Source organism: Dactylosporangium sp. NPDC000521, assembly GCF_042898305.1.
Classification (GTDB): Bacteria; Actinomycetota; Actinomycetes; order Mycobacteriales; family Micromonosporaceae; genus Dactylosporangium.
This window is the reverse complement of record NZ_JBIAYW010000015.1, coordinates 126,039-143,874: the sequence shown is the minus strand read 5'-3', so window position 1 is coordinate 143,874 and position 17,836 is coordinate 126,039. Positions and strand designations below refer to the sequence as shown.

The window sequence follows — 17,836 nt, the reverse complement described above, 5'->3', positions numbered from 1 at the left end:
GCGTCTCGGGGGCCCTCGCCGTACCGGCCGGGACGCGACCGTCAGCGGTCCAGGCCGGCGAGCAGCCGGGCGATGACGAGGGCCTGCCGGGTGGCGAAGACGAGCCGGCGCGGCGCGTAGGCGTCGCCGAGCACGTGCACGTCGGCCCGGCCCTGTTCGCGTGCCAGCGCGTGCAGGCCCGCGTCGGAGGTGCCGCCGCACGCGAGCACGACGGTGTCGAAGCCGGTGAGCTCGTGGGCGCGTCCCGAGTACGTGTGGCGCACGTGCACCGCGTCCTCCCCGATCGCCACGACCTCCTCCATGATCCGCACCTGGACGCCGAGCGAGTCGAGCCGCCCGAGCACCGAGCCGACGATGTAGCGGCCGAGGAGCTGGGCGGGCACGTGCGTCGAGTAGAGCAGGGTCACCTCGCAGCCGCGGTGCGCGAGGGCCTCCGCGACGGCGAGGGGCGCCAGATGGTCGTCCTGCACGACGACGGCGACCCGCCGGCCCACCGGTGCGCCGTGCAGGGCCGCCCGCCCCCCGACGACGTGGGGGAGGTGCACGCCCGGCAGGTCGGGCACGCGTTCCCGCGCGCCGGTGGCCACGACCAGGGCCGCCCCGGAGCCCGCCCTGGTGTCCGCCGCGGCGAGGTCCGCCTCGCCGAAGTCCGTGCCGAGCCGCACCTCGACGCCGAGCGAGTCGAGCCGGCGCACCTGCCAGTCGAGGTACTCACCGAGCCGCCCGAACGACGGCGCGAGCGCCGCCGTGCGCAGCTGCCCGCCGAGCGCGTCGGCCCGCTCGACCAGCGTCACCGCGGCGCCGGCCTCGGCGGCGAGGGCGGCCAGCTCCATCCCGGCCGGTCCGCCGCCGACGACGAGCACCGGCCGGTCGACGCGCGCGGTGCCCGGCCACGGACCGTCGACCTCGCGGGCGGCGTGCGGGTTGACGGCGCAGCCGAACGGCAGGCCGTCGACGTAGCGCCGGTTGATGCAGTCGTTGCCGCCGACGCACGGGCGGATCGACCGGTGCTCGCCGGCCCGCGCCTTGACCAGCAGGTGCGGGTCGGCGACGTGGGCCCGTGCCATCCCGACGAGGTCGGCGTCGCCCCGCGCGACGATCTCGTCGGCCAGTCGGGGGCTGTTGACCAGCCCCGTGTAGACGACCGGCACCGACAGCGTCTCCCTGTACCGCCGGGCGAGCCCCGACCAGGTGCCGGGGTCGTGGAAGTGGGGCTGGATGTAGCTCGGGTTGCCCCAGGTCGAGCCGTACACCATGTGGAAGTAGTCGACGAGGCCGGTCGCCTCGATGCGGCGCGCGATCTCGACACCCTCGTCCAGCTCGTACGACCCGGGCACCGCCAGGTTCATCCGCACGCCGAGCGCGCCGTCGCGGCCGAACGCGGCGCGGGCGCGCCGCAGCACCTCGATCGGCAGGCGCATGCGGTTCTCCAGGGATCCGCCGTACCGGTCCGTGCGGTCGTTGGTGCTGGGCGACAGGAACTGCTGGGTCAGGTCCTCGTGGTTCATGTGCAGTTCGAGCACGTCGATGCCGGCCTGCCGGGCGGTCCCGGCCGAGAACTCGTACTCGTCCAGCAGCATCGCGAGCTCGTCCGCCGTGATCGCGTGCGGGGCGAGGAAGTTCACCGGCGTCGCGAACCGGTCCGAAGGGGCGTGCGGGTAGCCGCCGTTCATCGTCAGTTGCGTGGCGGCCAGCGCGCCCGCCTCGTGCATCGCCGCACTGTACCGGCGCACCCGCTCGACGTAGTTCGCGCCGCGGAACGCCCCGTGCACGACGGCGCTGATGCCGGACGGCTCGAACCCGGGTGCGAGGACGTTGCTGATCCGTCCCGGGATCGTCGACCAGGCGATGCCTGCCCGCGCCCGCTCGGCGAGGTATGCGATCGCCTGCTCGGCCTCCGCCTCGGTGCCCCAGAGGTTCCCGATCGCCGAGGAGTGCGGCGGCATGACGACCCGGCTCCGCGCGGTGAGCGCGCCGATGCGGATCGGTGTGAACAGGTTCATCGGTCCTCCCGTACGTGCACGGCGGCGTCGACGGCGACGGCGCCGGTGGCGCCGACGATGACGGGGTTGAGGTCGAGGGCGGCGATCCAGTCGCTGCCGGCGAGCAGGTGGGACACGCGGGAGATCAGCTCGGCGAGGCCGGCGACGTCGTGCCGGGCGCCGCGGTAGCCGTCGAGCACCGGCCAGATCCGCAGCCCGCGCAGCATGGCGCGCGCCTCGTCGGCGGTCACCGGGCAGCGGGCCAGCACCCGGTCGCTGAACACCTCGGTGAGCACCCCGCCAGCCCCGACGAGCACCATCGGGCCGAAGCCGGGGTCGCGTACCCCGCCGACGATGACCTCCGCCCCGGTCGCCTGCTCGGCGAGCAGGATGCCGTGCGGCTGGAGGTCGTGCGTCGCGACGGCCCGGGCGAAGCCCTCGACCGCCGCGCGCACCTCGTCGTCGGTGCGCAGGCCGACGGCCACGAGTCCGAGGTCGCTCTTGTGCTCGATCCCGACGCAGAGCTGCTTCGCGACGAGCGGCCGGCGCAGGCCGGCGGCCGCGCCGAGCACGTCGCCGCCCGGTGCGACGAGCACCTCGCGCGCGACGGCGACGCCGCGCTCGGCGAGGAAGCGTTTGGCGGCGTCCTCCGTCGGCGCGCGCCCCGCCCAGGCCTGCGGCGGTGCGGTGACGGCCGGCGGCGGCGCGGGACGGCGGGGCCGGCGCGGGCGCGCGACGACGCCGAGGGCGCGCAGGGCGGCGTCCGTGTCGGTGAACGACGGCACCGGCGACTCCCGCAGCAGCTGTTCGACGGTGGACGTCATCGCACCCGCCGACCAGCTCGACACGACGGTCGGCACGCGGGTCTCCGCCGCCGCGTCGAGGATCACCGGCAGCAGCCGCTCGGCGTCGTGCGCGCTCCAGGTGGGCAGCGCGACGAGGACCGCGTCGAACGCGTCGCCGGCGGTCGCCTCGTCGAGCATCCGCCGCAGCAGCGCCGGATCGCCGATGACCGCGCCGGTGAGGTCGAGGGGGTTGCCGGGTGTGCCGAAGCGCATGAGCCGGCGCAGCCGTTCGAAGCAGTCGGCGTCCAGCGGTGGCACCGACAGCCCGGCCGCCTCCGCCCGGTCGGCGGCGTAGCTGCACTCACCGCCGGAGGGGGACACGACGAGCAGGCGGTCGCCGTGCGGGAGCACGCCGCGTGACAGCAGGTCGGCGACGTCGACGAGCGCTTCAAGCGAGTCGGCGACGTGGACGTCCTCCTCGGCCATGACGGTCCGGAAGACGTCGTGCGAGCCGGTCATCGCGCCGGTGTGCCCGAGCGACGACCGCGCCGCCGCCTCGCTCGCGCCGACCTTGAGGGCCACGAGGTGCTTGCCGGCGTCGCGGGCGGCGCGGACGGCGGCGACGAACGCGTCCGCCCGCCGCACCTGTTCGAGGAAGAGCGCGATCACCGAGGTGTGCGGGTCTCCGGCCAGCGCCGCGACGAGGTCGGCGACGTCGACGTCGCACTCGTTGCCGACACTGATCAGGGCGCGGGTCCCGAGACCCCGGGCCGTGGCGAGGTTGACGACGTTGACGCCCATCCCGCCGCTCTGGCTGACCACGGTCACCGAGCCCGGGAGCAGGTGCGGGGCGATGTTGAGGGTCGGCGTCGCGATGACGCCGTCGACGGGGCTGAGCACGCCGATGCAGTTCGGGCCGACGACCCGGGTGCCGGTCGACCGGGCGATCCGGCTCAGCTCGGCCTGCGCCTCCCGGCCGGCCGCACCCTCCTCGGCGAAGCCGGAGGTGCAGACGACGACGTGCGCGACACCGGCCGCCGCGCACTGCCGGGTGACGTCGAGCACGCGGTCGGCGCCGACGAGCACGTACGCGGTGTCGACCGGCCCGGCGTCGGCGATCGACGGGACGCACGGCAGCCCCAGCACCTCCTCGTACTTCGGGTTCACCGGGACGATCCGCCCGGGGTAGCCCGTGCGGAGCAGGTTGGCGATCGCCCGGCCAGGGTGCCGGTCGACCCCCGGCGAGGCGCCGACGACGGCGATGGAGCGCGGGGCGAGCAGCCCGGCGAGGTCGAGTGCGGGCCGGCTCGCGGTAGCGACGGTATCGCCGGTCACGGCGTCCTCCGAGGGGGTGAGGGTGGTCAGCGGGTGAGCAGCACGACCTTGCCGGCGGCCCGGCGCTCCTCGATGTCGAGGAGGGCTTGCGCCGCCTGGTCGAGCGGGTATGTGGCGTGCACCTGCGGGCGCAGGGAGCCGTCGGCGAGGGCGGGGGTCAGCTCGGCCCACTGGGCGGCCGGGAACCCGGGGTGCAGGCGGGTGTACGCCCCCCACGACACCCCGCGCACGTCCACGTTGGCGAGCAGCAGGCGGTTGAGCCGCAGCGCGCCGATGGCGCCGGACGCGAAGCCGAGCACGAGCAGCCGCCCGAGCGGGGCCAGGCAGCGCACCGAGTCGAGCGCGAGCTCGTCACCGCCGACGATGTCGACGACCACGTCGACACCGGCGCCGCCGGTGATGTCGCGGGTCCGGCGCAGGAAGTCGGACGCCTCGACCACGTGGTCGGCGCCGGCGCGGCGGGCCGTCCCGGCCCGGCCGGGGCTGGACACCGCCGCGATGACCTCGGCGCCCAGCCACTTGGCCACCTGGACCGTCGCCGTCCCGACGCCGCCCGCCGCGCCGTGCACGAGCACCCGGGTCCCGGCCCGGACCTCGCCGCGCACGACGAGCGCGTAGTGAGCGGTGAGGTAGTTGAGGGGCAGGCAGGCGCCCTCGGCGAACGACGTGGCGTCCGGCAGGGGGAAGACGTGCGTCGCCGGCGCCGCGACAACCTCGGCGGCGGCGCCGACGGGCAGCCAGCCGGCGACCCGGCCGCCGGGGGCGACCCCGGCGCCGGGCGGGGCCTCGCGCACCACGCCGGCGAAGTCGATCCCCAGCGTGAACGGCAGGTCGGGCTTGAGCTGGTAGCGCCCGTGGCTGAGCAGCAGGTCGGGGAAGGAGAGGCCGACCGCGTGCACGTCGACGAGGTAGTGCCCCTCCGGGCGGACCGGCGCCGGCACGGTGGCGACCTCGAGGGCCGTGGGCCCGTCGAGGCGGGTCACCCGGACGGCGCGCACGCCGTGGTCGTCGGCGCTCATGCCGCCACCTCCGCTGCGCTCCGGCGCCGGCCTGAGCCAACCTGCCACGCTGGTTCGCGGCCCGAGCCGCTGCGCTGGCCGCTCATGCGGCGGCGGGCGCCGACACGATGCCCGCGGCCTGCAGCAGCCCCAGCTCCTCCTCGCTCATGCCGAGGCGGTCGAGGAGCACCTCGCGGGTGTGCTCGCCCACCCCGGGGACGCCGGTGTATGCCGGGCCGTCGTAGCCGTCGATGTGCAGGATCGGTCCCGGCACGACGACGTCGCCGAGGACCGTTCCGGTGAGCGGCCGCAGGGTGCGCTCGCGGAAGTGCGGGTCGCCGGTGATGTCGCTGGCGTCGTTGACCGCCGCCGCGACGACCTCGTGCCGTTCGAGGATCTCCAGCACCTCGTCCCGGCCGTGCTCCTGGATCCACGCCGTGACGATCTTCTGCAGGCTCTCGTTGTTGGCCATCCGCGCGGTGTTCGTCGCGTAGCGCGGGTCGGTCTTGAGGTCGGCGCGGCCCATCGCGTCGAACAGGCGCATCGCGATCGTCTGGTTCGACGCCGCGATGGCCAACCAGCCGCCGTCGCCCGCCTGGTAGATGCCGCGCGGCGAGGCCGCGCCGGAGGAGTTGCCCTGCCGCCGCATGATCTCGCCGGACGCGGTGTAGTTGAGGACCGCGTCGCCGAGGATGAACATGAGCGGTTCGTAGAGCGCGACGTCGACCTCGGAGCCCTCGCCGGTGATGCCGCGCCGGTACAGCGCCATCGCCGTGCCGTAGGCGGCGGAGATGCCGGCGATGGAGTCGGCGAAGCCGAACGGCGGGGCGGTGGGCGGGGTCTCCGGCCAGCCGTTGAGGAACGCGTATCCGGCGATGACCTCCGCCACCGTGCCGAAGCCGGGTCGCTCCCGGTTCGGGCCGTCCTGCCCGTAGCCGCTGACCCGGCACATCACGAGCCGCGGGTTGATCTCGCGGAGGGCGGCGAAGCCCAGGCCCCACGCCTCCATGCGGCCCGGGCGGAAGTTCTCGATGAGGACGTCGGCGTGCGCGACCAGCTGCTTGACGACCTCGCGCCCCTCGGACGCGCGCAGGTCGACGCCGACCGAGCGCTTGCCGGAGTTGAGCCGGGCGAAGCCGATCGACTGGCCGAGGTGCGCCGGCTGCCACTGCCGCGCGAAGTCCCCGGCCGTCGGGTCCTCGACCTTGATGACGTCGGCGCCGAAGTCGCGGAGCATGCGGCCCGCGGTGGGTGCCGCGTACATCGACCCGAGCTCGACAACCGTCACTCCTGCCAGGGGTCCTGTCAACCTGACCACGCTCCTTCACTGAATTACTAGGCGCATGATATACATAGATCGGATCGGGGGCGAGCCCCGGCGAGGTCGAAGGAGCACGCGCGACGGCGACGCCGGGCATGCGGGACGCGGCCGCGTTCGCCACCGGTCACGTCCTGTCCGTCGACGGCGGATACGTGTCGCGCTGACGGAGGATGGTTCATGCACCAGCAGTTCGATTTCACCGGGCGGGTCGTGGTCGTCACGGGCGGCAGCCGCGGCCTTGGGCGGGCGATGGTCGAGGCGTTCGCCGCCGCCGGCGCAGACGTCGTCATCGCCAGCCGCGACGCCCAGGCGTGTGCCGACTACGCGGCGGACGTCTCCGCGCGGACCGGCCGCCGGGCTCTCGGGCTCGGGGTGCACGTCGGCCGGTGGGACGACCTGGCGCCGTTCGTCGACCGGGTCTACGAGGAGTTCGGCCAGGTCGACGTGCTGGTGAACAACGCCGGCATGTCGCCGCTCTACGACGGCGTCGAGAACGTCACCGAGGCGCTGATGGACAAGGTCCTCGACGTCAACCTCAAGGGCCCGTTCCGGCTCACCGCGCTGGTCGGCACCCGGATGGCCGCCGGTCGCGGCGGCAGCGTCATCAACATCTCCAGCGCGGCCGCCACCCGTCCCCGGCCCGGGGTGCTGCCGTACGCCGCCGCGAAGGCTGCACTGAACGCGCTGACCGCCGGGTTCGCGCACACCTTCGGCCCGACGGTGCGGGTCAACGCGATCGTCGCCGGCACGTTCCTCACCGACATCAGCCGGTCGTGGGACATGGAGGCCTTCGCGCGGCGGGCGGAGACGTTCGCCGCGAAGCGGGGCGGGGAGCCGCACGAGATCGTCGGCGCGGCCCTGTACCTCGCCTCCGACGCTGCCAGCTACACCACCGGCGCACTGCTGGCCGTCGACGGCGGCCAGCCGTAGCCCCCTGGCCCTCCACACCCCAACCGCACGAGGGAGGACGCGTGCTCACCTACAACGACCTGACGATCCCGATCAAGGACCCGGGCGACTGGACGCTCGCCAACGTGTTGCGCGGCCAGGCCGCCGAACGCCCGGACGCCGTCTACCTCGACGCACCCGAGGAAGGACGCACCTGGACGTACGCCGAAGTGCTCGACATCAGCGAGAGTGTCGCCTCGACGATGCTCGACGCGGGGCTCGTCGTCGGTGACCGGGTGCTCATCCAGGCGGGCAACTCCTCCCAGCTGGTCTTCACCTGGTTCGGGTCGATGGTCGGCGGGCTCGTCGAGGTGCCGGTCAACACGGCGTACGAGTACGACTTCCTCGCCCACCAGGTGCGCACGAGCGACCCGCGCTGCGCGGTCATCGACGACGTGTACGCGCAGCGCTTCGTCGACGTCGCCGACGCCTGTGCGGGCATCAGGCGCTACTGGGTCATCGACAACGGCCACCTGGACGAGGCGCTGGCCACCCTGCGCGGCGCCGGCTGGCAGGCGGACCCCTTCGACGACCTCCTGGTGCGCCGCGACGTCACGCTCCCCGTTCCGCGCGGCCGCGACCTCGGCGCCATCTTCTTCACGTCGGGCACCACGGGCCCGTCGAAGGGTGTCGCGATGCCGCACTCGCAGTTCTACTTCGACGCGTGCGAGAACGTCGCGCTGACGAGGCTGACCGCCGCCGACGCGTACATGGTGACGACCCCGTTGTTCCACGGCAACGCGCAGTGGCTCGCCGCCTACCCGGCGCTCGTCGCCGGCGCCCGGTTCGTGCTGCGCCGCAAGTTCAGCGCCAGCCGGTGGATCGACTGGGTGCGCGAGAGCGGCGTGACGGTGACCAACTTCCTCGGCGTCATGATGGACTTCGTCTGGAAGCAGCCGGAGCGGCCGGACGACGCCGACAACTCGCTGCGGTGCATCTTCGCGGCCCCGACCGCGAGCAGCATCCTCGACGGCTTCCGCAAGCGGTTCGGCGTCGAGGCGTTCGTGGAGGTGTTCGGCCTCACCGAGACGTCGATGCCGATCCTCTCGCCGTACGGTGTGGAGCGCCCCCCGGGCGCCGCGGGGCTGCTCGTCTCGGACTGGTTCGAGGTCCAGCTCGTCGACCCGGAGACCGACGAGGAGGTGCCGGTCGGCGAGGTCGGCGAGATGGTCGTGCGGTCGAAGTATCCGTGGACCCTCAGCTCCGGCTACTACGGCATGCCGGAGAAGACCGTCGAGGCGTGGCGCAACCTGTGGTTCCACTCGGGTGACGCGCTGCGCCGCGACGAGGACGGGTGGTACTACTTCGTCGACCGGTACAAGGACGCCCTGCGCCGCCGGGGCGAGAACATCTCCAGCTACGAGGTGGAGCAGGCGATCCTCGCCCACCCGAACGTGATCGAGTGCGCGGTGGTCGCGGTCCCGGCACCGGTCGAGGCCGGCGAGGACGAGGTGCTCGCCTGCGTCGTCGTCACCGGGGCGGCCGACCCCGCCGAGATCCACGAGTTCGCCTCACGCCGGATGCCGGCGTTCGCGGTGCCGCGCTTCATCCGGGTCGTGGACGCGCTGCCACGCACCCCGTCGGAGAAGGTCCAGAAGAACGTGCTGCGCCAGGCCGGGGTCACCCCGGACACCTACGATCATCTCGCCTGAGTGACCGGGCGAAGGGGCCGCCCGCCGGGCGGCCCCTTGTCTTCTCACCGATCGGCCTCGGTGGCGGCGGTCGAGCCGCCCGGGGCCGTGCCCACAACGGAGGTGGACATGCCGAGTCAGTCAGGCTCTCCCAGCCGGCCGGCGGAAGGTCTTCCGGGTCAGGTAACGGTGGCGGCCGGTGCCCCGTTCCGGTTCGTGGTGGAGGAGGGCAAGGTCCACGAGTTCGCCCGGGCGACCCGGTCGCGGTGCGCGGAGCACCTGCGGCCGGAGGACCCGCTCGCACCGCTCACCTTCCTCACGGCGGCGCAGCTGTGGATGGCCCCGGAGCACAGCGCGTGGCACGGCGTGGAGCGCGACTTCCGCTCCGTGCTGCACGGGGAGCAGGAGTACGTCTTCCACGCCGGGCCGCTGCGCGCCGGCGACGTGCTGACCGCCCGGCAGTTCATCGAGCGGACTTACGAGAAGCAGGGGCGGCGCGGCGGGACGATGCGGTTCACCGACCTCGTGACCCGGTTCTGGCGCACCGGCGAAGCGGAGCCGGTCGCCGACATGCGGACGGTCACGATCACCGTGGAGTCGACCGCCGGCCCGGCGGCCGCGGCGCCGGTCGCCGCTCCCGCCGCGGGCGACGAGCCGCCGCTCACCCTGACCGACTTCGTCCGCTACCAGGGCGCGTCGGGCGACTTCAACCCGATCCACCACGACCCGGGCTTCGCCCGGGCCGCCGGCTACCCGGGGCCCTTCGCGGTCGGGATGCTCGCCGCCGGCGTCGCGGCGAACCGGATCGCCGAGCTGGCCGGGACGGCCGCCGTCCGCCGCCTGCGGATCCGGTTCCAGTCGACGGCCTGGCCGGGCGACGTCCTGTCCTACGCGGTCAGCGAGGACGGCCCGACCCTCGGCGCGACGGTCACGCGGCCGGACGGGTCGGTGCACCTGACCGTCGTCGCCGAGCGGGGCGCGTCGTGAGCGGGCCGCTGCGTGGCGTCCGCGTCGTCGAGATGGCCGCGCTCGGCCCGGTCCCGCACGCCGCGATGATGCTCGCCGACCTCGGCGCCGACGTCGTCCGCGTCGACCGCCCCGGCGGCGCCATGTCGCCGCTCGCGGGCGTGTTCGACCCGGTCCTGCGGGGCCGTACGCACGTCGTGGCCGACCTCAAGTCGGCCGGCGACCGCGACGCGGTCCTGGAGCTGCTGGCCGCCGCCGACGTCGTGCTCGAAGGCTTCCGCCCGGGCGTCATGGAACGCCTCGGACTCGGCCCGCAGCCGGTGACGGCGGCGAACCCGCGGATCGTCTACGGCCGGATCACCGGCTGGGGCCGCACCGGCCCGCTCGCGGACGCCGCCGGTCACGACCTCAACTACCTGGCCCTGACCGGCGTGCTCGGCGCGCTCGGCGACCCCGGCGCGGCGCCGCCGGTGCCGCTGGCCGTGCTCGGCGACTACGCCGGCGGGTCGATGTTCCTGCTCACCGGCGTCCTCGCCGCTCTCGTCGAGCGCGCGGTGTCGGGCCAGGGGCAGGTCGTCGACGTCGCGATGGTCGACGGCATCGGCGTCGTCGCCGAGAAGGTGTGGGCCATGCGCGGCGCCGGCACCTGGGCCGACGAGCGCCGGTCCAACCTCCTCGACGGCGGTGCGCCGTTCTACGACGTGTACCGCTGCGCCGACGACCGCTACCTGGCGGTGGCCGCGATCGAGGGGCAGTTCTTCGCGGCCCTGCTCGACGGGCTGGGCCTGCGCGCCGAGGGCGACCAGCACGACCGGACCACGTGGCCGTCCCTGCGCGCCCGGATCGCCGGCCGGGTCGCCTCCCGTACCCGCGACGAGTGGGTCGAGATCTTCGCGGGCCGCGACGCCTGCGTCTCGCCCGTCCTGTCCTTCGCCGAGGCGGCCGCCCACCCGCAGGCCCGTGCCCGCGACGCGTTCGTGACCGTCGACGGTGTCGTCCAGCCGGCGCCGTCGCCCCGCTTCGCCCGCACCCCCGCCGCGCCGCGGGGCACCGCCCGGGCCGCGGAGACCACCGACCTCGGCACCGCCGTCGCCGCCTGGCGCCCGTAGGACGGACGTCCCGGCGGCGACGGATCGCCGTGCGGCGTCAGCGCGGAACGTCGCCCCCGCCGCGGGCGGCGGCGAGCACGGCGCGGGTGGCTTCGAGGCCGAGCCGGGCGCGTTCGGGCACCGGGATCGCCCGCATCCGGTCGCTGAGGACCTCGGCACCAACCGGCGCCGTGACGCCCAGGGACTCGACCAGGCGCATCAGGCCGGCGAGGTCGAACTCACCCTCACCGGGCAGCTCGCGGCGCTGGAAGGTGTCCTCGAGGTGGCCGCCGACGACCTCGTGCCGGCCGTCGCTGAGCTGGATCGTGAGGATCCGCTCGGGCGGGATCGCCCGCAGCATCTCCTCGGTGGTGCCGCCCCGCCGCAGGTGCCAGGTGTCGAGCACGAGGCCACCGTTGCCGCGGCCGGCCTGCCGCACCAGGTCCCACCCGAGGCCGAGGTCCGGGACGCCGGTCCACGGCAGGCACTCCAGGGCGACCCTCAGGCCGTGCTCGGCGGCCCGGTCGCAGACCGCCGCGAACTTCTCGGCGAGCAGCTCGAGCGGCTGGTCAGCGGGGTGGTCAGCGGGGCCGGTGATGAACAGGACGTGCCGGGCGCCGACGGCCTCGGCCAGCTCGTAGAGCCCCCGCTCGTGCGTCACCGCCCGGGCGCCCTGCTCGCCGTCGGCCCACCAGTCGGCCGCGAAGCCGACCTCGATCACCTCGAGGCCGTGCTCGTCCAGCCGGGCCCGCAGGTCGGCGTCGGTGCGGCCCGCGGCGCGGTCCTCCTTGACGTGGGCCGGACGCAGCCCGATGCCCTGATACCCGGCGGCGGAGGCCGCCGCCAGGCGCTCGTCGAAGGACGCCTCGTTCACCATCGAGGCGCAGAGGTAGATGTCACCGAGCATGCTGGCCTCCTCAGTACGACCTGGGCAGGCCGAGCACCTTCTCGCCCAGGTAGGCGAGCACGAGCTCGTTGGCGATCGGCGCGATCCGCTCGATGCGGACGTCACGCCAGTAGCGCTCGACGTGGTACTCCTTCGTGTAGCCGTATCCGCCGTGCACCTGGATGGCCCGGTCGGCGGCCTCGAAGGCCCACTCCGACGTGAGGTACTTGGCCTCGTTCGCCTCCTTGGCGCACGGCAGCCCGTTGTCGTAGAGCCAGGCGGCCTTGCGGATCAGCAGTTCGGCCGCGTCGAGCTTGGCGAGCGAGTCGGCGAGGGGGAACTGCACGCCCTGGTTCATCCCGATGGGGCGGCCGAACACCTGCCGCTGCTTGGTGTACTCCACCGCGCGGCGCAGCGCGGCGCGGCCGATGCCGAGGCAGACCGAGGCGACGATGATGCGTTCGGCGTTGAGGCCGGCCAGCAGGTACTTGAAGCCCTGGCCCTCCTCGCCGATGCGGTCCTCGTCGGGCACGAACAGGTCGTCGATGAAGAGCGTGTTCGTGGACACGACGTTGCGGCCCAGCTTGGGGATGGGCTGGACGTCGATGTGCGCGCGGTCCATCGGCGCCAGGAACAGCGTCATGCCCTGGGTCGACTTCTCGACGTCCTTCTTGGGTGTGGTGCGGGTGATGAGCAGGACGCGGTCGGCCTGTTCCGCGCGGGAGATGAAGATCTTGCGGCCGTTCACCAGGTAGCCGCCGTCCACCTTCTTGGCGAACGTCGTGATGCTCGTCGTGTCGGTGCCGGCGTCGGGCTCGGTGACCCCGAAGCAGACCTGCAGCTCACCGGCTGCCGCCGCGGGAAGGAAGCGCTGCCGCTGCGCGTCGGTGCCGTACTTGACGACCGGCTCCAGCCCGAAGAGCACCACCTGGACCATCGTCGCCGCGTTGAGACCGCCGCCGTTGCCGGCGACCTCCTCGATGAGCAGCGCCGCCTCCTGCACGCCGGCGCCGCCGCCGCCGTACTCGGCCGGGGTGCAGATGCCGAGCCAGCCGGCCTTCGCCATCGCGTGGTAGAAGTCCCAGGCGAACTCGTGGTCGCTGTCCTTGCGCATCCAGTACTCGTCCGGGAAGTCCTTCAGGACAGCCCGGACGCCCTCGCGGATGTCCCGCTCGGCCTCGGCGCTCAACATGTCGACCACGTGGCGACCTCCCCAACTTGGCAATTCATGATTATGATACGTAGCATACCGTCCGGTCGACGCCTTGGGAACGCCCGGGGCGCTGGAGGATGTAGGGAGCCCAGGCAACGATGCTGCGACCGTACCGATCAATGCTGTTCCTGCCGGGACACCGCCCGACGTGGGTGGAGAAGGCGATCCGCGCCGGTGCCGACGCGATCTGCCTGGACCTGGAGGACGCCGTCCCGGCGGGGGAGAAGGAGGCGGCGCGAGCCGTCGTCGCCGAGTCGGTCGGCCGCGCCAAGCGGCTCAAGCCGAACGTCGGCGTCCTCGTGCGGGTCAACGGCCTGCCGACCGGGATGACCGGATTCGACCTCGAAGCGGTGATGGTGCCCGGCGTCGACGGGATCTTCGCGCCGAAGATCGAGGACGCCGCCGACGCGCTGCGCTTCGACACGCTCGTCGAATGGTTCGAGCGGCGCAACGGCGTGCGCGACGTCGGCCTCGTGATCCCCATGGAGACCGCGAAGGCGTTCTCGAACGTCGAGGCGATCGCCGCGTCGACCCCGAGGATCGGGATCATCCTCGGCTCGACCGCCGAGCACGCCGACGTGGCGCGGGAGATCGGCTTCGAGTGGACCCCGCAAGGGCTGGAGACGCTCGCCCATCGCTCCCGCGTGCTGCTCGCCTGCCGCGTCGCCGGGGTGCACGCGATGACCGGGCTGTGGGAACGCATCCACGACCTCGACGGGCTGCGCGCCTTCTGCGACCAGGGCCGCCAGCTCGGCTTCCGCGGGCAGATCGCCATCCACCCGTCGCACGTGAGCATCATCAACGAGGCGTTCGGCCCGTCGGCCGAGGACATCGCCTTCTATCGGGGGCTCGTCGAGGCGTACCAGGCGGCGGCCGACGCCGGCAGCGGTGCGGTCGTCTACCGCGGCCGCCACATCGACAAGGCGCACGTCGACAAGGCGACCGAGTGGCTGGCGCGCGCCGAGCAGATCACGGAGTTCGACGCGGCATCGGCCGCCGAGGGAGAGGGGCAGCACGCATGACGCTCAAGGGTCTGTACTTCGAGGAGATGGAGATCGGTGCCGAGTTCAAGCACGAGCTCACCCGCACGGTCACCGAGATGGACAACGTGCTCTTCACGTCGTTGACGATGAACGTCGCACCGCTGCACCTCGACGCCGAATACACCAAGACGCTGCCGTACGGCCAGCGCCTGGTCAACAGCCTGTACACGGTCGGGCTCATCGGCGGCATGACCGTGCCGGGCCTGGTCTTCGGCACGTCGCTGGGCAACCTCGGGTACACCCTCATCGAGTTCCCGAACCCGGTCTTCCACGGCGACACCCTGCGCGCCGAGACGACGATCCTCGACAAGCGCGAGTCGAAGAGCGACCCGACCCGCGGCATCGTGTGGTTCGAGCACCGCGGCTACAACCAGCGCGACGAGGTGGTCTGCCTCTGCAAGCGCACAGGCATGATCATGCGCCGCCCACCGGCCGAAGGATGAGGCTCGTCCCCGCCGCCGGCATCGAAGGGCCGGCTCTCACCGAGCTGCGCGCCGAGGTCCGGCGGTTCCTCGCCGAGCAGATCGCCGCCGGGGCGTTCGTGCCGCACGTCGACACGTGGGTCGGCAGCTGGGACGTCGAGTTCACCCGCCGGCTCGCCGACCGCGGCTGGCTGGGCATGGTCGTCCCCAAGGAGTACGGCGGACAGGGCCGCACCTTCCTCGAACGGTTCGTCGTCACCGAGGAGCTGCTCGCCGCGGGCGCCCCGGTCGCCGCGCACTGGATCGCCGACCGGCAGATCGGCCCGTCGCTGCTGAAGTACGGCAGCGAAGAGCAGAAACACGCCTTCCTCCCCGGCATCAGCCGGGGCGAGATCTTCTTCGGCATCGGGATGAGCGAGCCGGACTCCGGCTCCGACCTCGCCAGCGTGCGGACCCGCGCGGAGCGGGTCGCCGGCGGGTGGCGGGTCACCGGCACGAAGGTGTGGACCAGCGGGGCCCACCACGCCGACGCGTTCTTCGCCCTGGCCCGCTCGGCGCCGCTGGACCCGGCGCACCGCCACGACGGCCTGTCCCAGTTCATCGTCGACCTGCACGCGCCCGAGGTGCACATCCGGCCGATCGTCTCGATGGGCGGCGAGCACCACTTCAACGAGGTCCACCTCGACGGCGTCTTCGTGCCCGACGACCGGGTGCTCGGGACGATCGGCGACGGATGGCGGCAGGTGACCTCCGAGCTCGGCTTCGAGCGCAGCGGGCCCGAGCGCTTCCTGTCGACGTACCAGCTGCTCGCGGCGACCGCCGCGGCGATGGCCGGCGGCCGGCTGCCGCGCGACGCCGGTCTGGGCCGGCACGTCGCCCGGACGGCCGTGCTGCACCAGATGTCGTTCGCCGTGTCGACCGCGCTGGAGGAGCACGCCGACGCCGACACCGCCGCCGCGCTGGTCAAGGTGCTCGGCACGGCAGGGGAGGGCGACATCGCCGACTACGTCGACATGCTCATCGGGGCCGGCCGGACGCCCGGCGACGAGGAACTGGCCCGGCTGCTGCGCTCGGCGGTGCTGCAACGGCCCGGCTTCACCCTGCGGGGCGGCACGAACGAGGTGCTGCGCGGTGTGATCGCGCGAGGATTGGGGCTGCGCTGATGACCGATCAACCGACCGGGCTCGTGACGCCGGTGTTCGCGGACCCGGACGTCGTGGCCCTGTTCAACGACATCTTCGACAGGTACCGCAAGGAACGGTCACCCCGGCAGGCGGACGTCGAGATGGACCGCGACCTGTGGCGGCAGCTCGACGACCTCGGACTGACGCGGCTGTCGGCCCCCGAGGCGAGCGGCGGCAGCGGTGCGAGCTGGGCCGAGGCCGCCGCCCTGCTGTCGGTCGCCGCGGCCGCTGCCGCGCCGGTGCCGCTCGCCGAGCATGACGTGCTCGGCGCGTGGCTGCTCGACACCGCCGGGCTGCCCCACGACGGCGCGTTGCGCACGGTGTGCCGGCCCGATCCCGGGGGTGCCGCCACCGACGTGCCGTGGGCGCGCTGCGCGGACGCCGTGGTGGCCCTCTGGCGGGACGACCGTGACCGGTGGCTGGTCGCCGACGTGCCCGCCGCACGGCTCGCCGTCGACGGGCACCGCAACCTCGCGGGCGAGCCGTCCGACACGGTGCGGTTCGACCGCGCCGACCTCGCGGCCGGCGTCGAGGTGCCGCCGTCGGTCGTCGAGCAGTTCCACCTGCGCGGCGCGCTGGCCCGCACCGCTCAGGTCGCCGGCGCGATGGAACGGGTCCTGGAGGTGGTGCTGACCCACGCCAACGAGCGGCTGCAGTTCGGCCGCCCGATCGGCAGGTTCCAGGCCGTGCAGCATCTCGTGGCGGACATCGCCGCGGAGACCGCGCTGGCCCGGGCCGCGACGGACGCCGCGGTCGCCCGTGCGGCGGCGTCGGACTGGCAGGACCCCGGGACACTCTTCGCGGTCGGCGTGGCCAAGTCCTGTGCGGGCCACGCCTCCTCCGTCGTCGTCCGCGGGGCGCACCAGGTCGTCGGCGCCATCGGCACCACCCTGGAGCACGAGCTGCACACCCTGACCCGGCCGATCCTCGTCCGGCGCGGCGAGTTCGGATCCGTGCACCAATGGGACGAGACCATCACCCGGCTGGCGGCATCCGCCGGCCACGACGGGCTGTGGACACTGATCACCACGGGCCGTTCCGGCCAGGTACCCGAGGAGGTTCGCGCATGAGCAGTCCGGAGCGCAGCGGAGGAGCTGCGAATCGGGGTCGCAGGTCTGGCTCAGGCCGACGCCGGAGCGCAGCGGAGGTGGCGGTATGAGCGGCCAGCGGAGCGGCTCGGGCCGCTCATCGTGGGTGCAGGTTGGCTCAGGCCGACGCCGGAGCGCAGCGGAGGTGGCGGTATGAGCGAGGTTCGCTATGAGGTCGGCGACGGCGTCGCACGCATCACCCTGGACGCTCCCGACCGGCGTAACGCCCTGTCGGTCGAGATGTCGCGGGAGCTGACCGACGCGGCGCTCACCGCCGAGGCCGACCCGTCCGTGGGCGCGATCGTGGTCACCGGCGGCGCCCACTTCTGCGCCGGCGCGGTCCGCGACGTGCTCGCCGACGCGGGCCGGGACCCGGCGGAGGACGGCGCCTACCGCAACCTGGAGACGGTCTACCGGGCGTTCACGACCGTCGGCTCCGTCGGCGTGCCGACCGTCGCCGCCGTGCGGGGTGCGGCCGTCGGCGCCGGCCTCAACCTGGCGCTGGCGACCGACCTGCGCATCGTCTCCCGCACCGCCCGGTTCCTGCCGGGCTTCGCCCAGATCGGCATCCATCCCGGCGGCGGCCACTACACGCTCCTCGCCCGCGTGGCCGGCCGCGAGGCGGCGTCCGCGCTCGGCCTCTTCGGCGACGAGGTCGACGGCGAGCGCGCGGTCGCGCTCGGGCTCGCCTGGGCGGCGTACGACGACGGCGAGGTCGAGGAGCAGGCCCTGGCCATGGCCCGGCGCGCGGCCCGGGACCCCGAGCTGGCCAGGCGCATGGTCGCGAACTTCCGCCGCGAGACGGCCCAGGGCGGCGTGCCGTGGGACGTCGCCGTCGAGCTCGAACGCCCCGCGCAGATGTGGTCCTTGCGCCGCCGGCACCGATGACCGGGCGGCGGACGGGTTGAACGTCGATGCCCCGTGCGGCGCATGCTGCACGGGGCAT

General features: G+C 73.7%; 15 protein-coding genes. 9 read left to right on the top strand and 6 right to left on the bottom strand.

Features of this window, described 5'->3' with window-relative positions; genetic code table 11:
- Positions 1-41 precede the first annotated feature (41 nt).
- The 4 genes from ACFY3L_RS38105 to ACFY3L_RS38090 all read right to left on the bottom strand — a co-directional run bounded on the left by ACFY3L_RS38105 (position 42) and on the right by ACFY3L_RS38090 (position 6,388).
- Positions 42-2,003, bottom strand: coding sequence for an FAD-dependent oxidoreductase (locus tag ACFY3L_RS38105; protein ID WP_389335787.1), 1,962 nt, complete (start codon positions 2,001-2,003; stop codon positions 42-44).
- The gene (locus tag ACFY3L_RS38100; protein WP_389335784.1) at positions 2,000-4,102 is read right to left on the bottom strand and encodes an acetate--CoA ligase family protein; all 2,103 of its coding nucleotides are present in this window, start codon (positions 4,100-4,102) and stop codon (positions 2,000-2,002) included. Before ACFY3L_RS38100 ends, ACFY3L_RS38105 begins: the two co-directional genes overlap by 4 nt.
- Before the next feature lie 26 nt (positions 4,103-4,128).
- Positions 4,129-5,121, bottom strand: coding sequence for an NADPH:quinone oxidoreductase family protein (locus tag ACFY3L_RS38095; RefSeq protein ID WP_389335781.1), 993 nt, complete (start codon positions 5,119-5,121; stop codon positions 4,129-4,131).
- An 82-nt stretch (positions 5,122-5,203) separates the two neighbouring features.
- Positions 5,204-6,388, bottom strand: coding sequence for a CaiB/BaiF CoA transferase family protein (locus tag ACFY3L_RS38090; protein ID WP_389335778.1), 1,185 nt, complete (start codon positions 6,386-6,388; stop codon positions 5,204-5,206).
- A 210-nt stretch (positions 6,389-6,598) separates the two neighbouring features.
- Here ACFY3L_RS38090 and ACFY3L_RS38085 point away from each other — a divergent pair, with 210 nt between their 5' ends.
- The 4 genes from ACFY3L_RS38085 (at position 6,599) to ACFY3L_RS38070 (ending at position 11,075) form a co-directional block, all read left to right on the top strand.
- Positions 6,599-7,351 (top strand): SDR family NAD(P)-dependent oxidoreductase, encoded by a 753-nt coding sequence (locus ACFY3L_RS38085; protein ID WP_389335775.1) that lies wholly within the window; start codon positions 6,599-6,601, stop codon positions 7,349-7,351.
- A gap of 41 nt (positions 7,352-7,392) precedes the next feature.
- Positions 7,393-9,021: an AMP-binding protein gene (locus ACFY3L_RS38080; RefSeq protein WP_389335772.1), complete on the top strand. Its 1,629-nt coding sequence runs from the start codon at positions 7,393-7,395 to the stop codon at positions 9,019-9,021.
- A gap of 168 nt (positions 9,022-9,189) precedes the next feature.
- Entirely contained in the window at positions 9,190-9,987 is a 798-nt protein-coding gene (locus ACFY3L_RS38075) for a MaoC family dehydratase N-terminal domain-containing protein (RefSeq protein WP_389335769.1), read from the top strand.
- Entirely contained in the window at positions 9,984-11,075 is a 1,092-nt protein-coding gene (locus ACFY3L_RS38070) for a CaiB/BaiF CoA transferase family protein (RefSeq protein ID WP_389335766.1), read from the top strand. The genes ACFY3L_RS38075 and ACFY3L_RS38070 overlap by 4 nt, the downstream gene beginning before the upstream one ends.
- 37 nt (positions 11,076-11,112) lie before the next feature.
- Here ACFY3L_RS38070 and ACFY3L_RS38065 read toward each other — a convergent pair whose 3' ends face one another.
- Positions 11,113-11,961 carry a sugar phosphate isomerase/epimerase family protein gene (locus tag ACFY3L_RS38065; protein ID WP_389335763.1) on the bottom strand — a complete coding sequence of 283 codons (849 nt, stop codon included), beginning with the start codon at positions 11,959-11,961 and terminating at the stop codon, positions 11,113-11,115.
- A gap of 10 nt (positions 11,962-11,971) precedes the next feature.
- Positions 11,972-13,132 (bottom strand): acyl-CoA dehydrogenase family protein, encoded by a 1,161-nt coding sequence (locus ACFY3L_RS38060; RefSeq protein WP_389336017.1) that lies wholly within the window; start codon positions 13,130-13,132, stop codon positions 11,972-11,974.
- A gap of 119 nt (positions 13,133-13,251) precedes the next feature.
- Here ACFY3L_RS38060 and ACFY3L_RS38055 point away from each other — a divergent pair, with 119 nt between their 5' ends.
- The 5 genes from ACFY3L_RS38055 (at position 13,252) to ACFY3L_RS38035 (ending at position 17,778) form a co-directional block, all read left to right on the top strand.
- Positions 13,252-14,175 (top strand): HpcH/HpaI aldolase/citrate lyase family protein, encoded by a 924-nt coding sequence (locus ACFY3L_RS38055; RefSeq protein WP_389335760.1) that lies wholly within the window; start codon positions 13,252-13,254, stop codon positions 14,173-14,175.
- Positions 14,172-14,639 carry a MaoC family dehydratase gene (locus tag ACFY3L_RS38050; protein ID WP_344502076.1) on the top strand — a complete coding sequence of 156 codons (468 nt, stop codon included), beginning with the start codon at positions 14,172-14,174 and terminating at the stop codon, positions 14,637-14,639. Before ACFY3L_RS38055 ends, ACFY3L_RS38050 begins: the two co-directional genes overlap by 4 nt.
- Complete coding sequence (locus ACFY3L_RS38045) at positions 14,636-15,781, top strand: acyl-CoA dehydrogenase family protein (RefSeq protein ID WP_389335757.1); 1,146 nt, start codon at positions 14,636-14,638, stop codon at positions 15,779-15,781. The genes ACFY3L_RS38050 and ACFY3L_RS38045 overlap by 4 nt, the downstream gene beginning before the upstream one ends.
- Positions 15,781-16,872 (top strand): acyl-CoA dehydrogenase family protein, encoded by a 1,092-nt coding sequence (locus tag ACFY3L_RS38040; protein WP_389335754.1) that lies wholly within the window; start codon positions 15,781-15,783, stop codon positions 16,870-16,872. Before ACFY3L_RS38045 ends, ACFY3L_RS38040 begins: the two co-directional genes overlap by 1 nt.
- Positions 16,873-17,043: 171 nt before the next feature.
- Complete coding sequence (locus ACFY3L_RS38035) at positions 17,044-17,778, top strand: enoyl-CoA hydratase-related protein (RefSeq protein ID WP_389335751.1); 735 nt, start codon at positions 17,044-17,046, stop codon at positions 17,776-17,778.
- Positions 17,779-17,836: the final 58 nt, after the last annotated feature.

Excerpts from the sequence above, each read along its gene's own strand:
- ACFY3L_RS38105 (WP_389335787.1), bottom strand. The coding sequence starts at position 2,003 with ATGAACCTGTTCACACCGATCCGCATCGGCGCGCTCACCGCGCGGAGC.
- ACFY3L_RS38095 (WP_389335781.1), bottom strand. The coding sequence starts at position 5,121 with ATGAGCGCCGACGACCACGGCGTGCGCGCCGTCCGGGTGACCCGCCTC.
- ACFY3L_RS38085 (WP_389335775.1), top strand. The coding sequence starts at position 6,599 with ATGCACCAGCAGTTCGATTTCACCGGGCGGGTCGTGGTCGTCACGGGC.
- ACFY3L_RS38065 (WP_389335763.1), bottom strand. The coding sequence starts at position 11,961 with ATGCTCGGTGACATCTACCTCTGCGCCTCGATGGTGAACGAGGCGTCC.
- ACFY3L_RS38060 (WP_389336017.1), bottom strand. The coding sequence starts at position 13,132 with ATGTTGAGCGCCGAGGCCGAGCGGGACATCCGCGAGGGCGTCCGGGCT.
- ACFY3L_RS38055 (WP_389335760.1), top strand. The coding sequence starts at position 13,252 with ATGCTGCGACCGTACCGATCAATGCTGTTCCTGCCGGGACACCGCCCG.
- ACFY3L_RS38050 (WP_344502076.1), top strand. The coding sequence starts at position 14,172 with ATGACGCTCAAGGGTCTGTACTTCGAGGAGATGGAGATCGGTGCCGAG.
- ACFY3L_RS38045 (WP_389335757.1), top strand. The coding sequence starts at position 14,636 with ATGAGGCTCGTCCCCGCCGCCGGCATCGAAGGGCCGGCTCTCACCGAG.
- ACFY3L_RS38040 (WP_389335754.1), top strand. The coding sequence starts at position 15,781 with ATGACCGATCAACCGACCGGGCTCGTGACGCCGGTGTTCGCGGACCCG.
- ACFY3L_RS38035 (WP_389335751.1), top strand. The coding sequence starts at position 17,044 with ATGAGCGAGGTTCGCTATGAGGTCGGCGACGGCGTCGCACGCATCACC.